Source organism: Plantactinospora soyae (assembly GCF_014874095.1).
GTDB classification, from domain to species: Bacteria; Actinomycetota; Actinomycetes; order Mycobacteriales; family Micromonosporaceae; genus Plantactinospora; species Plantactinospora soyae.
Genome location: NZ_JADBEB010000001.1, coordinates 209,166 through 223,435 on the forward strand (window position 1 = coordinate 209,166; position 14,270 = coordinate 223,435).

General features: G+C 71.0%; 14 protein-coding genes and 1 pseudogene. 7 read left to right on the forward strand and 8 right to left on the reverse strand.

The genetic code is table 11. The features are described 5' to 3' along the window. Positions 1–21: 21 nt before the first annotated feature. Positions 22–633, reverse strand: a complete 612-nt coding sequence (locus tag H4W31_RS00885) for a uridine kinase family protein (protein ID WP_192764885.1) — start codon at positions 631–633, stop codon at positions 22–24. Positions 634–682: 49 nt separating this feature from the next. On the opposite strand from H4W31_RS00885, the gene H4W31_RS00890 reads away from it, so the two are divergent. Further along, on the forward strand, positions 683–1,093 hold the full coding sequence (locus tag H4W31_RS00890; RefSeq protein WP_318782961.1) for a rhodanese-like domain-containing protein: 411 nt from the start codon (positions 683–685) through the stop codon (positions 1,091–1,093). Here H4W31_RS00890 and H4W31_RS00895 read toward each other — a convergent pair. Together H4W31_RS00895 and H4W31_RS00900 are read right to left on the reverse strand one after the other, a co-directional pair. Continuing rightward, positions 1,090–2,727: a cobyric acid synthase gene (locus H4W31_RS00895; protein ID WP_318782962.1), complete on the reverse strand. Its 1,638-nt coding sequence runs from the start codon at positions 2,725–2,727 to the stop codon at positions 1,090–1,092. The genes H4W31_RS00890 and H4W31_RS00895 overlap by 4 nt on opposite strands. A gap of 20 nt (positions 2,728–2,747) precedes the next feature. After that, a complete protein-coding gene (locus H4W31_RS00900; protein WP_192764886.1) occupies positions 2,748–3,833 on the reverse strand; it encodes a cobalamin biosynthesis protein in 1,086 nt (361 codons plus the stop codon). 279 nt (positions 3,834–4,112) lie between these two features. Here H4W31_RS00900 and H4W31_RS00905 point away from each other — a divergent pair, with 279 nt between their 5' ends. Further along, positions 4,113–5,369, forward strand: coding sequence for an acyltransferase family protein (locus H4W31_RS00905; protein ID WP_192764887.1), 1,257 nt, complete (start codon positions 4,113–4,115; stop codon positions 5,367–5,369). Positions 5,370–5,484: 115 nt separating this feature from the next. Here H4W31_RS00905 and H4W31_RS00910 read toward each other — a convergent pair whose 3' ends face one another. Then, positions 5,485–6,996: a cellulose binding domain-containing protein gene (locus tag H4W31_RS00910; RefSeq protein WP_192764888.1), complete on the reverse strand. Its 1,512-nt coding sequence runs from the start codon at positions 6,994–6,996 to the stop codon at positions 5,485–5,487. Between the two features lie 164 nt (positions 6,997–7,160). On the opposite strand from H4W31_RS00910, the gene H4W31_RS00915 reads away from it, so the two are divergent. The 3 genes from H4W31_RS00915 to H4W31_RS00925 all read left to right on the forward strand — a co-directional run bounded on the left by H4W31_RS00915 (position 7,161) and on the right by H4W31_RS00925 (position 9,816). Next, positions 7,161–7,646 (forward strand): hypothetical protein, encoded by a 486-nt coding sequence (locus tag H4W31_RS00915; RefSeq protein WP_192764889.1) that lies wholly within the window; start codon positions 7,161–7,163, stop codon positions 7,644–7,646. Positions 7,647–7,760: 114 nt separating this feature from the next. Then, positions 7,761–9,128 (forward strand): hypothetical protein, encoded by a 1,368-nt coding sequence (locus tag H4W31_RS00920; protein WP_192764890.1) that lies wholly within the window; start codon positions 7,761–7,763, stop codon positions 9,126–9,128. 121 nt (positions 9,129–9,249) lie between these two features. Further along, complete coding sequence (locus H4W31_RS00925; protein WP_192764891.1) at positions 9,250–9,816, forward strand: hypothetical protein; 567 nt, start codon at positions 9,250–9,252, stop codon at positions 9,814–9,816. Here H4W31_RS00925 and H4W31_RS00930 read toward each other — a convergent pair. Next, complete coding sequence (locus H4W31_RS00930) at positions 9,813–10,484, reverse strand: TetR/AcrR family transcriptional regulator (protein WP_192764892.1); 672 nt, start codon at positions 10,482–10,484, stop codon at positions 9,813–9,815. The two genes, H4W31_RS00925 and H4W31_RS00930, sit on opposite strands and share 4 nt — an antisense overlap. Before the next feature lie 60 nt (positions 10,485–10,544). On the opposite strand from H4W31_RS00930, the gene H4W31_RS00935 reads away from it, so the two are divergent. Continuing rightward, a complete protein-coding gene (locus H4W31_RS00935; protein ID WP_192764893.1) occupies positions 10,545–11,213 on the forward strand; it encodes a class I SAM-dependent methyltransferase in 669 nt (222 codons plus the stop codon). A gap of 261 nt (positions 11,214–11,474) precedes the next feature. On the opposite strand, the gene H4W31_RS00940 is transcribed toward H4W31_RS00935, so the two are convergent. Further along, positions 11,475–11,666, reverse strand: coding sequence for a DUF397 domain-containing protein (locus tag H4W31_RS00940; RefSeq protein WP_192764894.1), 192 nt, complete (start codon positions 11,664–11,666; stop codon positions 11,475–11,477). After that, positions 11,653–12,663: a helix-turn-helix domain-containing protein gene (locus H4W31_RS00945; RefSeq protein ID WP_318783696.1), complete on the reverse strand. Its 1,011-nt coding sequence runs from the start codon at positions 12,661–12,663 to the stop codon at positions 11,653–11,655. Before H4W31_RS00945 ends, H4W31_RS00940 begins: the two co-directional genes overlap by 14 nt. A gap of 385 nt (positions 12,664–13,048) precedes the next feature. Here H4W31_RS00945 and H4W31_RS44650 point away from each other — a divergent pair. Next, positions 13,049–13,172 (forward strand): annotated as a pseudogene (locus tag H4W31_RS44650) (flavin reductase); the annotation flags it as partial. Positions 13,173–13,380: 208 nt separating this feature from the next. Here the strand turns inward: H4W31_RS44650 and ssb are convergent. After that, entirely contained in the window at positions 13,381–14,253 is an 873-nt protein-coding gene (ssb, locus tag H4W31_RS00955; protein WP_192764896.1) for a single-stranded DNA-binding protein, read from the reverse strand. Positions 14,254–14,270 lie beyond the last annotated feature (17 nt).

Consider the following 14,270-nt stretch of genomic DNA (forward strand, 5'->3'; position numbering starts at 1 on the left):
ACGTCCATGGGCCGGCGTCGGTCAACTCTTCCCGCCGAGCCGGACGAACCGGCCGGACCCGTCCTTTGCCGGGGCGGCGGCGCCGTCCACCACCAGGTCGGCCCGCTCGGCGGTACGGTCCGCCGCGAAGTGCACCCGCTCGGCGCGCCGCCACACGGTGAGCTGGGGCAGTATTGCGGCGCCGTCCCGGGCGAGCGTACGGCTCCGCCGCAGCCCCGCCGGAGCGGTCACGAAGACGGCGAAGGTCAGTTCGGCGGCGATGGCGGCCCGGGCGCTGGACACCCCTTCGAGGATCACCACCGGGGCGGGCGGGACCGGAATCCACTCCTCGGTGAAGCCGCCGGCCGCCCAGTCGTACCGGCGGTAGCGCCCCGGCCGACCGGCACGGAGCGGGCCGAGCACCCACTCGTCCAGTCGGGGCCAGAAGCTGAACTGGTCCGCCCAGCCGTCGAGCAGGTCGTCGGTGTTCACCACCGGTGTCCCGGGCAGCGCCGCCGCCAGCCGTCCGGCGAAGCTGCTCTTGCCGGCGCCGCTCGGCCCGTCCACCGCGACCAGCCGGGTACGCCCCAGCCGGGCGGCCCGGCCCAGAATCCGCGCGGCCAGGTCCGGGTACGACTCGACCACGTCCGGCATCTGCCCGACCCTACTGCCCGACCTTCCCGAGCAGGGAGACAATGGCCCGGTGGAAGATCAAAATCGGGGCGTGGCGGCACTGCTGGCCCACGCCCGCGCGGGGGTACGTCGGTTGACCCCGGAGGAGACGGTGACGGCGACCCGACGCGGGGCGCTGCTGGTGGACACCCGGACCGATCCGCAGCGCGCGGAGCAGGGTGAGCTGCCCGGGGCGCTGGTGATCGACCGTACCGTGCTCGAATGGCGGCTCGACCCGGCGAGCGCGGCCCGGATCCCGGAGGCGGTCGACTACGACGTGGAGATCGTCGTGGTGTGCCGGCAGGGCTACAGCTCCAGCCTGGCGGCGGCCAGCCTGCGTGCCCTGGGCCTGTGGCGGGCGACGGATCTGATCGGCGGCTTCGAGGCCTGGCGGCGGGCCGGACTGCCGTGCGCTGACGGGCCCGCCGACGTACGGCGCTAACCCGACGCGGGGCGGGTGGTGGCCAGCGTCGACGGCCGCGTACGCGGCGGCGATTCACCCGACGGCGGCACTCCGCTCGACGGCGGCACTCCGCTCGACGGCGGTGCTCCGGGTGGCACGAAGGGCAGCCCGGCGGGTGGGCCCCGCTCGATGAGCCGCCACAGCGCGTCGGTGTCCAGGTGTTCCTCCACCAGGTCACCGATGAGGTCCAGGGTGCGTTCCCGGGCGGCGGCGAACGAGGTGTCCGGGGCAACCTGGAAGCCGTGCCGGCCGGCCAGCCGGGCCGCCTCGGTGAGGAACCTGCGCCGGAAGTCGTCCGAGGAGAACGCGCCGTGCCAGTGCGTACCGAAGAGATGCCCGACTGCGGCGCCCTCCACCCGGCCGTCGGCGGCGCGGATCAGGGGTGGCAGCGCCGGGTCGGCGTCGGAGACGTACCCGTGGTGGATCTCGTAGCCGCGCACCGGCACCGAGCCGAATGCCGCGCCCACCGAGCGGGTCACGGTCTTGGCGGCGCCAAAGGTGATCTCGATGGGCAGGAGTCCGAGCCCGGCGACCCGACCGCGTCCGCTCTCCACCTCGTCGTCGATGCTCCGGGCGAGCATCTGGAAGCCGCCGCAGATGCCGAGCAGCGGCCGTCCGGCGGCGGCGTGCGCGTGTACGACGTCAGCCAGTCCGGTACGCCGCAGCCACTCCAGGTCGTCGACGGTCGACTTGGTCCCGGGCAGTACGACGAGGTCGGCGGCGGCCACCTCGGCCGGCTCGACGGTCAGCCGGACCCGTACGCCCGGTTCGGTGGCCAGTGCCTCGACGTCGGTGGCATTGGAGATCCGGGGTAGCCGGACGACCGCCACGTCCAGCCACTGCGCGCCGACGGGTGCCGCCGGTCGGCCCAGTACCCGGCCGTAGGCGAGCGAGTCCTCGGCGTCCAGCCACAGGTCGACCTCCCACGGCAGCACCCCGTACGTCGGCCGCCCGGTCACCTGGGTCAGCATGTCGAGCCCGGGTCGGAGCAGTCCCAGGTCCCCCCGGAACTTGTTGATCACGAAGCCCGCGACGAGATCCTGGTCGGCGGCGTCCAGCAGCGCCACCGTGCCGAACATCGACGCGAAGACACCGCCCCGGTCGATGTCACCGACCACGATCGTCGGCAGTCCGGCGTGCCGGGCCAGCCCCATGTTGGTGTAGTCGCTGTCCCGCAGATTGATCTCGGTGGGGCTGCCCGCCCCCTCGCAGATGACGACGTCGTACTCGGCGCGCAGTTCGGCGAGCGCCTCGAAGGCGGTCGCGGCGAGTCGGGGTCGGAGGCTGCGGAAATTGCCGGCGGTGACCGTGTCGACGGCCTGGCCGAGCAGGACCACCTGACTGGACCGGTCGCTGCCGGGCTTGAGCAGCACCGGATTGAACCGCAGGTCCGGGGGGAGTCCGCAGGCGGCGGCCTGCATCGCCTGCGCCCGGCCGATCTCGCCGCCCCGGCCGTCCGGCCCGATCACCACCGCCGAGTTGTTGGACATGTTCTGTGCCTTGAACGGGGCCACGCTGACGCCCTGGCGGTGCAGCCAGCGACAGATGCCGGCGGTGAGCACGCTCTTGCCCGCGTCCGAGGTGGTGCCGGCCACCAGCAGCCCCCCACCCACCGGACTTGACCGACCACCGCTCACCGGGCTGGCCGCAACCGCGTGGCGATCCAGCGGACGCAGGCGCGCCGGGGTCGGCTGCTCGCCGCGTACGCCACCGTGACGCCGAGGGCGGCGAGCCCGACCGTGCCGGAGAGTCGGGCGGCCCGACTGATGTGCCGGGCCTCCGGCCGGGGTCCGTCACCGAGGAACGGCCGTACCTCCGAGCGTCCGAAGTAGACGTTACGGCCACCGAGCCGGACACCGAGGGCACCTGCCATCGCCGCCTCACACTGGCCGGCGTTCGGACTCGGGTGATCATCCCGGTCCCGCCGCCAGACGTGCCAGGCCCGACTCCGGTCGCCCCGGACCAGCGGCGCGGCGGCGACGGTGAGCAGTCCGGTCAGCCGGGACGGCAGCAGGTTGAGCAGGTCGTCGAGGCGCGCGGCGGCGGTGCCGAACCGGGCGTACCGGTCCGACCGGTGTCCGACCATCGCGTCCAGCGTGTTGGCCGCCCGGTAGCCGAGCAGGCCGGGCAGTCCGGCCACGGCGCCCCAGACCAGCGGCGCGACCACCGCGTCGGAGGTGTTCTCCGCGACGGACTCCACGGTGGCGCGGGCGAGTTCGGCCTCGTCCAGCGCCGACGGGTCCCGGCCGCACAGGTGCCCCAGCCGGCGTCGTGCGGCCGGCAGGTCGTCCCGGCGCAGTGCCCGACCCATCGTCTCCGCCTCCCGGCGCAGCGTGCGGCCGCCGAGCACGGTCCAGGTCCCGGCCGCGACCAGCACCGCGCGGGCCAGGGGCCGGTCCCGGGTCGCGGCCGCCGCCGCCCCGGCCAGCACCACGGGTACGCCGACCGCCAGCGCCGTGTACGCCACTCCGGCCGACCGCCGTGGCTGGTAGATCCGGCGTTCGAGCGCGCCGGCCAAGGTTCCGAACCCGGCGACGGGATGTCCTCGGCGGGGATCGCCGAGCAACGCGTCCAGGGCGTAGCCGGCGGCCAGCCCGGCCGCGTTGGCCACCCCGCCGCTCAACCAGCTCGACGCTCCGGCGCGACGGCCGGCAGGACCACCGGAACGGCGGGCCCGCACCACGATGTTCTTCGGCCGCACGGCGACCACCTCCCCCATCGGGGGAGCCTAGCCGCGCCCGCCCCGGCACGATCGGCGACATCGGGGTGACCAGGACGTGTCGGCGCTGCGGGCCGGCGGGCGATACGTGCCGGGAGCCGTACCCGGCCGTACCGGATAGGGTCGCCCACGGACCCGCGGGAGCGGGCATACCCAGCCGGGATCCCGCACGACCGGACATCTCGGGACAACCTTACCGATGGGAGGCGTACGTGCTGGCCATCGATGTACCCGTCGGGGAGTGGAGATGACCAGCGGAGCGCCCACCGGAGAGGTCGAATGACCAGCGTCACGACCCTCGCCGAGCCGGTGCCGGCGACGACCCGTACGCCGCTGAGCCGGCTGCCGTCGCTGACCGGCCTGCGCTGGGTGGCCGCGATGCTGGTCTTCGGTTTCCACATCGGGACCATGCAGATCGTCAGCGAGCCCGGCTACAAGGCCGTGATCGACTGGGTCTTCACCCTGGGCCTGTCCGGGGTGCAGTTCTTCTTCATCCTCAGCGGGTTCGTCCTGGTCTGGTCCGCCCGGCCGGACGACACGAAGCGGGCGTTCTGGCGTCGCCGGGCCGCCAAGATCTATCCCAACCACCTGGTCACCTGGGCCGTGGTCATCGCGCTCTGGATCTACTGGGACAACCCGATCAACATCAAGGCGGCCCTGGCCAACCTGTTCCTGGTCCAGGCCTGGCTGCCGATGGACGGCTACTTCTACAGCGTCAACAACGTCAGCTGGTCGCTCGCCTGCGAGATGTTCTTCTACCTCTGCCTGCCGTTCGTCCTGCCGCTGATCCGCCGGATGCGCCCGTGGATGCTGTACGCCGTCGTGATCGGCATGCCGCTGCTCATCGCGTCGATGTGGCCGGTCCAGGAGTTGGTGCCGGAGACCGCCCGCTGGTGGTTCACCCAGATCTTCCCGGTCGTACGCTCCTTCGAGTTCTGGGTCGGGGTGGCCGCCGCCGAACTGCTGTTGCGGGGCAAGTGGCGCGGGCCGGGGCTGCTGCTCTCGACCGGCATCTTCGTCGTGATCTGGGTGGCGTCGATGGAGTGGATCCGCGCCGAACTCTGGACCACCGTGCTGGCCCTCGGGTACATCCTGGTGATCGCCAGTGCGGCGCGGGCCGACGTCACCGGTCGCTGGTCCCCGTGGCGCTCGCGGCCGCTGATCTGGCTCGGCGAGGTGTCCTTCGCCTTCTATCTGGTGCACGTGTTCCTGATCAAGGCCATCCTCCGGTTCGCCGGTCATCCCGGCGGGTTCTCGGGATGGCGGGGACCGGTCGTCACGATCGGCCTCCTGCTGGTCAGTCTGCTCGCCGCCTGGCTGCTGTTCCGGTTCGTCGAGACGCCGATGATGCGCGTTCTCAGTCCCCGGCGGCGCCGCCCGGGCGGCGAGCCCGTCGTCGGTGGCCCCGATCGACATCCGACGCCGACCCCGGCAGCGCCGCACATCGTCCGGCAACGCCGTCCCGGTCGGGCGAGCCAACCTGCCCCGGCGATCGGGCCGGTGGCCGAGGATGCGCCGGACCAGCCGGTCCGCTGACTGAACGGTCATGAACGGGCGGGCCCCGCCGGATTACCGGCGGGGCCCGCTGTCGTGCGGAACCCGGATTGTGCCGGGTGCCTGGCCGTGCTGGTGCGCAGCCTGACTCCCAGGGTCAGTTGCAGACGGTGCCGTTGAGGGTGAAGGGTGCCGGCGCCACCGGCGAGCCGTTCGCGGTGAAACCGAAGCTCACCGCACCGCCGGTCGGGATGCCGGCGTTGTAGTTCTCGTTGGCCACCGTCACCGCCGAACCGGTCTGCTGGAAGACGCCGTTCCAGTGACCCTGGATGAGCTGGCCACTGGGGAAGGTCCAGCCGAGCGACCAGCCATTGACCGCCGGGCCGTCGTTGTAGACGGTGACGCTGGCGCTGAAGCCGGTGCCCCACGAGTCGGTGACGGCGTAGGAGATCCGGCAGTTGGCGGGGATGGCGGTCGCCGGCACGAGGTCACCAAAGTCGTCCCGGGCCGTGGCGAAATCCTGGAAACCGAAGCCGGGCCCGGCGAACCGGGTGGTCGTCCCCGCGGCGAGCACCGTGCCGTCGGCGTTGACCGCGTAGACCGGACCGCCGCTGTCGCCCTGCCGCGCCGCCTGCTCCCCGTTGAGCTGGGTGGCCTCGACCAGTTCCTCCCGGTCGTCGTAGTGGAACTCGACCCGGAGGTCGCAGATCGGGCCGCCGAGCACGCCGGCCGAGGTGACACCGGACTGGCAGAGGAACTGCCCGGGAAACACCTCGGTCCAGCCGACGACCTCGGCGCGAACCTCGTCGCTCACCCCGCCGACGTAGATGTGGTCGCCGGGTGTCGGCGTCGAGATCAGCATCGTGTCGTGATCCGCGTTCCGGTGCGTGACGGAACCGATCGGCGTCCCGGCACCGGTGCTCCACACCTGGCCGAGAGACCCGCAGTGACCGGCGCTGAGCAGGTGGGTGGCGTCGGAGGAGGCGTCGCGGACGCCGAAGCCGGCCGTGCAGTAGGCGCCGCCGCCCGGCGAGATGTACGCCCCACCGTCGTACGGTGCCGAGTCGGCGTTACGCGAGATCGGGGCGAGCCGGTCCCGCTCGACGATCGTGGTGCGGACGCCGGTGGTCGGCAACTTCGGCAGCGCGGCGCCGGCCGTGTCATCGACGGCGACCTCGATGCCGGCACCGTCGGTGCGCAGCGTCACGGCGTGGGCGGCGTCGGCGGGGTCCGCCTCGACCACCGGGGCGAGTTTCGCGGCCGCCTTCTCCAGATCCGCGCGGGAGTAGGTGGACCTGGCCACCTCGACCGGTACGGTCCGGTGGACGGTCGCCACCGCCGCCGCGATGTCGGCGGGCAGCGTGCCCTTCCACCAGAGGGTGACGTGGTCGTCGACCAGGCCGATTCCGGTGTAGCCGGGAGAGGACGTGTCCTCGACGGCGGTCCGGATGACGTTGGCGGCATCGACCAGAGGAATCTGGGCGACCATCCGGTTCAGGGTCTCCGCCGGGATCACATCGACGATCGATTCGGCCCCGGCCGCCGCCCGCTGGGACGGCTCACCGGGTTCCGCGTACGCGGAGGTGGAGAAGGGGCCGATCAGTGCTACCGCACCGACCAGTGCCCCGACGACCACCATACGGGCGGTCGCTTTCCAGATGTGTGTCATGACGCTGAGCCAAGCAACCCCAGGCGCCGGGAAACAGGCAGGATGCCAGGCAGGACCACTCCTGCCGGGCCGGCTGCCGGTGTGGTGGGGAGCATTTCAAGAGGACCCTGTCCGGCGTCGTTGCGGTGGCGTGGCGGCTGCCGCCACGTGTCTAGGGTGGTCTTGTGACGGAGACGGAAGCCACCGGTTACGACGGGCTGTTGTCCCGCCTGGTTCCGGAGATCGAGCTGCGCACATTCCTGCTGGACTGCTTTGCGATCCCCGAGCAGGAACTGTTCGTGAGCCACGAGGACCGGGTCGCCGAGGGGTTGCGGGATGTCCCGCAGGAGTTGGTGTTCGCCGCGTTCTGTACCTACCAGCAGGTCTCCGGACACTTCGCGATGTCCTTCAGCGTCGGGATCGAGGGCCGGTTGGCCGACCGGGTCGGGCGTCGGGAATTCGCCGAACGGATCACCGCCCACTTCGACGCGTACATGTTGTACAGCGACACCGAACCGCAGGGCGTCTGGACGATGACTCTGGCGGACGGTACGCATCTGCTCGCCGGGATGGACGAGGAAGACGGTCTGATCCTGCTCTACTCGGCCACGGCGCCGGTGCCCGGACTGCCTCAGCTCCCGATCGACGAGGAGCTCTCGCAGGTGCGTTGAGCCCGCCGGGGCGATGTCGGGTAGGCGCGGTTGGCGTGGACTCACGGTCCCACATACGATAATGTTCTCGATCGCGAGAATGTTCCCCGTGCTGGGAATGACGAGAGGTGGGACATGCAGGACGTCGAGGTGACGGCCATCGGGTCCGCCCGCCCCGGTAAGGACGCCCTGCGGATCGTCTGGGCCGAGTTGCGTCGCCCGGTGGTGCCGGCGATCGCCGTGTTCGCCGCCGTCCTCGCCTGGGCCCTGCTCGGTGACGCCGAGCGCTGGGACGGGCTGTGGATGGCGACGGTGCTGGTGCACTACAACAACCTGGGACTGCTCTGGCCGCTGGTCCTGGGCGCTGGCGCCTGGCTCGGTCGTCGCTACCGGTCGGGGCGGACCACCGAGCTGGTGGAGTCGACTCCGCGTACCGGCGCCGGGCGGGCGACCCTGGTGGCGGTGCTCCTCGCTGGGCTGCTCGCCACCGGGTGGGTGCTGAGTCTGCTCGACGGGGCGGCCCGCGCGGTGCTGGCCGAGTCGTACCGGCCGGCGAGTTGGTACTGGCCGGTGCTGGTCGGCGCGGTGGGCGTCGCCGCGGCCGGGGTACTCGGCCTCGGGCTCGGCCGGCTGATGCCGTCGCGGCTGACCGCGCCACTACTGGCGCTCGGCGGACTCGTGATGATCATCGGCCCGCAGGTGCTCTGGGAGGAGACCGGGTCCCGTGCGCTGCTGCTGATCCCCGGTTACCTCGGGTCGACGGACGAGTACTCGACGGTGGGCTGGCGCACTGTCGTCGGGCAGGCGATCTGGTTCGTCGCTCTGGCGGCCACCGGCTGGGCCCTGCTCGTCGCCGGTGCCCGCCGGGCGGGACTCCTCGCCGTGCTACCGGCCGTACTCGGTCTGGCCGTCGCCCTGGCCACGTTGCCACCGGCCGATCGCGTGGCGCCGCACCACCCACACGCCGCCGAACTGGTCTGCGCCGACGGGGAGCCACGGGTATGCGTCACCCGGCTCTACGAGCCGATCCTGCCGCAGCTCGTCGACCCGGCCCGTCGCGCACTGACCACACTCGGCCGGCTGCCTGCGCCGCCGACCGCCGTGATCCAGGAAACCGCCGGGTACGGGTCCTTCGTCGAGCAACGTCACGACACCGTCCATTTGAGCCTGACGGTGGCCGGCGACGGGACGATCAGCACCGGTGCCGGCTCGATCGAGGAGGACATCCTCGACGGCGCCGGCACCTGGAAGTGCGGGGCCGCCGACGACGACACCGAAACCTGGGAACGCATCGACGCCGCCCGAACGGTCGCCGGACTCTGGCTGCGGGATGCGGACGTCCCGCCGGAGATCCTGCGGGGCCCGGTCCGGGGACTGGTCGACCGGGCGTTGACCTCCCTGCGGGCGCTGCCCGCGACTGCGCAGGTTGCCCGGGTGGCCGCGATGCGGGACGCCGCCCTCGCGTGCAGGCCGGACCTGTACGACATCCTCACCAATCCCTGATCGCCGCAGCTTGCCTGAACCGCCGGGCCCTTGCAGGACCTCACGGAGCTGCGCCTCGACCGGGTCCTCGTCCAGACGTACGCCAGGCGGCCTCGACGGCCCGGCTGGTAGCGTTCGGTCCATGTCGCGTCGTGCCCTGGCTGTCGGGCTGGTCGCGGCCCTGCTCTGCGGCGGCTGCGGGGAAGACGAGCTGACCAAGCTACGGCTGGGCACGCCGGCGACCCTTCCCGTCGCGGTCCTGCGCGATGCCGACGGCGCCATCTCCATCACTCCGTTCGAGGTGTGGCGGGGTACACCCGATGACCTGATCGGACTCGACGTCCGGCACAACGACGGGACCGAGGAGCTGGCGCCATCGGGGACGCCGTACTACGTGCCGACCACGTTCGGCAACCACAGCCCCGGCATCATGCCCAAGCCTTCGATCCACAGGTGGGTACGCGCCGTCGACACCGACGGAGAGTACGTCGAGCCGCTTGACGACCCGCAGTGGCAACCGGGCAAGGACCCGTGCGAGGGCTTCACCTTCCGTGAGGGTGATTCGGCGGTCGAGGTGCTCGACATCTGCCTTGTCTTCGTCCTACCCGAGGGAGCCGAACTGGACTACCTGAGGACCGCCGCGCCGGGCGAAGAACGGTTCGCCTGGGCCGTACCGCGCAAGGACGCCACGGCCCCGCCCCGCCGTTAGCGGCGCGCCCGATCCGGCATGACACGCCCTAGCCCGGGGTCGGCGCAGAGTTGGGAGGTCAAGGCGGTGCGGGCCCACTCTTCCCACGTGTCCGGTGACCAGTCGCGGTCGCGGACGAAGATCAGGTAGAGCTGCGGGCTGAGCAGGCCGAACAGCAGGTCCGCGGCCATCTCGATGGAGAGGCCAGGACGGGTGTCGGGCTTGCCGGCCAGGGCTTCGGCCGCTGCGTACTGCACGGTGTAGCGCGGGTCGGGGCCGTCCGGCCACTGTGCGGCGATCTCAGGGTCGGTGGCTGCGGCAGCCGCTATCAGCGGCATGATCGGGGCGACCCGGCCCAGAATCTCGCGGGTGCCGTGGACGTGCGCGCGCAATTGCCCGGCTGCGGTGGGCTCGGCGCACGCGGCGCGAAACCACTCACGATCCATGGTGGCGACCGGCTCGGTGTCCCCGGCGATGGACGTGTCGACGACGTCCTTGAACAGCGTGCGCTTGTTGCGGAAGACGAAGTAGACCGTCTGGACGGCCACGCCCGCCCGGTCCGCGACCTCCTGCAGGCTCGTCGCCCCGTAACCCTGCGCGACGAACAGCTCGCGAGCCGCCTGGACGACCTTTTCACGGGTGCGACGTGACCGCTCGGCTCGCTTGTCCGGCCGCTTGACCTTGTCCATATTGCGAGTCTATCTTTAGAGTAGACCACTAGAGTTCAACTCTAAGTTCTTGGGGGAACGATGAACCAGCCCAACGCCACGCAGAAGCCGGAACCGGACCTGGCCTCAACGCAGCGAGACCCGGAGGAGGAGTCCGTCCACCGCGCACTGGAGGGCTACTACCGCACCGGCAAGCCACCGTGGGACACCGGCGTGACGCCGCCCGAGCTGGTCGCCCTGGTAGAGGGACACGGCGCGCTGCCGCCCGGCCGCGCCCTCGAACTCGGCTGCGGCACGGGGACCAACGCCACCTACCTCGCACGGCACGGCTGGGAGGTGGCGGCCGTCGACCTGATCGACAGCGCCGTCGATCAGGCCAGGGAGAAGGCTACGGCGGCGGGAGTGGCGGTACGGCTGCTGCACGGAGACGCCACCCGCCTCGACCAGCTGGACGTGCCGGGCCCCTTCGACCTGTTCTTCGACCTGAGCTGCTACTGCGGGGTCCCGCTACACCGCCGCGACGCCTACGCCGCCGGGCTCACCCATCGCGCCGCTCCCGGAGCACGGTTGCTGATGTTCGGCTACGGCCCCGAGCCGCTCGGCAATCCGATCCCCGAGGTCACGTCGTGGGCGGCAGGCGTCACAGCCGACGAGCTCCGCACCAGGTTCCCTGGCTGGGAACTAATCGACGTCACACCGGGCACCAACTCCGTGCCGACCTTCTGGTTCACGCTGCGCCGCGACGCCTAGCAATCTCCGGTCGCGGGTTTCTGTAACGGTGCGGCAGTTGCGGCCGGGGCTCCAGCGGCTGAACCCCGATTCATCTGAACGGCGAATCCGTGCTGTTCAACCGGCTCGAACACCCTCGCCAAACACCGCGGTGCTTTCGGGAGCTACGAGAACGTGGAGATCACTATGACAACCGGCCACGGCGCCGGTGTCTGGACTGCCCCAGGCCCCGGTCGGCGAGGAACTCTGGCAATGGCGTTGAGCCCTCGGCTCTCCGACCTGCTACGGCCGACGGGCGAGTTCGCTGACGAACGCGCGCCACGCCTCGGGGCCGAACGCGAGCGACGGGCCCTGCTTGTCCTTGCTGTCCCGGACCAGCACCCGGCCGACTCGGTTACCGGCCACCTCGACGCAGGCGCCACCGTTCGAACTGCTGCGACTGGATTTCCGCCAGGTCGGCTCAGCTGTACTCATCGATCACCTTCAGCATGAAGTCACGGGACTGGTCGCGCGGCAGCGCCACCGCACTCAAACTCTCCCACGTTCTTTCCAGGTCGCCTACCTCGTCGACGTCCGAGACGACCCGGCCGCGCAACTGGTCGTCCAGGTAGCCGAGGCGGGAGCCGCCGGGCAGCGTGGCGACGACGAACGCGCCGGCCAGGCCGGCGTGCAGTCCGACGTCGCCGGGGAGGACCCGGAGGTGGACGGTCGATCGGTGTCCGATGTCGACCAGGTGCTCAAGCTGGTCCTTCATGATTGTCGGACCGCCGTACCGCAGCGCGGGCTCGCCGATGATCGCCGCAAGGGTCGGGGGATCGGGCCGTTCCAGCGTGGCGGTCTGCCGGGCCAGCCGACTGGCCGTCATCTCCGCCACCTGCTCCGGGGTGTGCGGCCCGACCGTCAGGATCGCGCGGGCGTAGTCCTCGGTCTGCAACAGGCCGGGAATCACGCTGTGCTCGAACCATTTGAGCAGCGTTGCGCGACGCTCGTTGTCGGTCCACGGGCGCAGCCACGGGGCCTGCGCCTCCTCGCGGGCCTCGGCCGACATGCGCTGGATCTCATCACCGGTTTCGAAGAGGTCGTCAAGGGCTTTCGCCGTGTCAGGCATCGGCACCATCCGGCCGGATTCGAACCCACCAATCGACGACCCGCTGACGTTGACTGCCGCCCCGGCCTGATCCTGTGTCATTCCCCGTTTGGACCGTTCCCGTCGGACCAGCTCCCGAAGATCGTTCACAAATTGCTCCCTGGCTCCGGCTGATTGTGAATTACTGCTAACCATTCCCCTACCACTACTCTCGCAACATCTTCCGTCGCACACCGTGGTCCGTCCAGGGTGGAGGGCAAGCGCACGCGCTCGGATCCCAGCCAAAGAGCGTCTAAGGACGGGCGGGTGCTGCACAGCCGGGGGCGGCGTCGAGGGCAATTGCTCGGCGGCGTCCCCGTTCCATTTCGGCGACGGAGGGACCATGAGACGGATACGTCGAACCAAGCCATGCCACCGCCGGGACTGGCGTCGACTGTGGCGGTACTGCCGTTGTGGGTTCCGATGGCGCTGTCCGGACTCGATCTCAGTCGTGCCGATGCCCTACCCGCCGCAAGCGGGCGCCGTCCGCACCGTGGCGGTCACGCCCGACCCACCACCCCCACCGGCCCGGCCACGATCGACGAACCAGCGGCCGGGCGGGAAGGGTCGCCCCGCTCGCATCTGGCCAACGCTCGTGCCGGCCGGTTCGCCCCTGGACAGACCGCGCGAACGCGGACGTCCCCGCAGACGACAACCGACACCACGCGATGATCGACCAGCGGCCGGACCGCCATCGGCATCGGCATCGGCATCGGCATCGGGCCACATGATGCTTCGCCCGCACGCGCGGTTCCGCGCTCATACGCACATGCGTCCCCTGTTCCTCTGCCGCGCGTGCGGCGCGAACTGGCCATGCTCGCCCGCCCGGCTGGCACTGCTGGTCATCTATCGAGACAACCCGGCAGGGCTGCGGAACTGTCTGACCGACCGGCTGACAATCGCCATCTCCGACCAGCCTCGGATGGATCCCGTCGTGCTGACCACGCGTTTTCTGGGCTGGATACCACCCGACGACTCCTGACCACCTCGGTCACCCGTCCGACCCGCCTCGGTCCGTCACAGCCGGCAGCGTGACGGCCCGAGGCAGGTCCCCACTGCGCCTCAGACGGAGGCCGGTGTCCGGCCACGCCCGCGCCGACCTCGTCCGACACCACTTCCGGTGGCGTCGGGCAGGGCCTCCCGGCCGTCGTCGGGGTCGTCACGGAGCAGAGGATGGCTCCCGTCTGCCACGGGTTCGCCGTCGATCCCCTCGCCTCCGAGGCCCTCGACCCCCGGGCCGCCTTCGACCCGGGGCTGCCCGTCGGGCGAAAGTCCGGTGTCGCGGCCGGGCCCGGACACGTCGCCGCTCGGCAGCGTGTCGAGGTCGATCCGCCCATCCAGGTCGACCCGGCCATCGAAGTCGTCGGCCGGGAGGTACGTCGACGCGTAGCCCGGAGTCGGCTCGTAACCCCGGGCCACCGGCATCGCCAGCCCGCGGTACTCGTCCTCGTCCTCGAACACACGCTCGTCGAGCGACACCGGCGCCTCCTCGACCGGCACGGACTCGGTTGCCTCGCCGTGCACCCGGGCCTCGGTCTCGCCATCCTCGACGGACGAGGTCGACATCGTCGGGCGGTTGCGGGCGAACCGACCCCGACCCCTTGCCAGGTCGTGGCCGACGGCCACCGCCTCCAGTTCGTACATCGTGCGGTGGTTGCCGGCGTCGTCGGTCCAGTCCCGGGTGTACATCCGGCCGACCACGACAACCGGATCTCCGACCATGACCGAGGAGGCCACCCCCTCGGCCAGCTTGCGCCAACAGTTCACCCGGACACGCAGGCTGTTTCCATCGACCCAGCGCCCGCTCTCCCGATCGAGACGGCGGGCGGTCGACGCCACCTTGAAGTTGGCCACCAGAGTGCCGCTCTGGCTGGTACGCCGCCATTCAGGGGCAGTGAGAACATTTCCGACAATAGTTACATGGGTATCAAACATCGTCCCTCCCCAGGGAT

Coding starts and splice junctions, on each gene's coding strand:
- H4W31_RS00905 (WP_192764887.1), top strand. CDS start 4,113: ATGACCAGCGTCACGACCCTCGCCGAGCCGGTGCCGGCGACGACCCGT.
- H4W31_RS00935 (WP_192764893.1), top strand. CDS start 10,545: ATGAACCAGCCCAACGCCACGCAGAAGCCGGAACCGGACCTGGCCTCA.
- H4W31_RS00885 (WP_192764885.1), bottom strand. CDS start 633: ATGCCGGACGTGGTCGAGTCGTACCCGGACCTGGCCGCGCGGATTCTG.
- H4W31_RS00945 (WP_318783696.1), bottom strand. CDS start 12,663: ATGGTCCCTCCGTCGCCGAAATGGAACGGGGACGCCGCCGAGCAATTG.
- ssb (WP_192764896.1), bottom strand. CDS start 14,253: ATGTTTGATACCCATGTAACTATTGTCGGAAATGTTCTCACTGCCCCT.
- H4W31_RS00930 (WP_192764892.1), bottom strand. CDS start 10,484: ATGGACAAGGTCAAGCGGCCGGACAAGCGAGCCGAGCGGTCACGTCGC.
- H4W31_RS00920 (WP_192764890.1), top strand. CDS start 7,761: ATGCAGGACGTCGAGGTGACGGCCATCGGGTCCGCCCGCCCCGGTAAG.
- H4W31_RS00925 (WP_192764891.1), top strand. CDS start 9,250: ATGTCGCGTCGTGCCCTGGCTGTCGGGCTGGTCGCGGCCCTGCTCTGC.
- H4W31_RS00910 (WP_192764888.1), bottom strand. CDS start 6,996: ATGACACACATCTGGAAAGCGACCGCCCGTATGGTGGTCGTCGGGGCA.
- H4W31_RS00940 (WP_192764894.1), bottom strand. CDS start 11,666: ATGAGTACAGCTGAGCCGACCTGGCGGAAATCCAGTCGCAGCAGTTCG.
- H4W31_RS00900 (WP_192764886.1), bottom strand. CDS start 3,833: ATGGGGGAGGTGGTCGCCGTGCGGCCGAAGAACATCGTGGTGCGGGCC.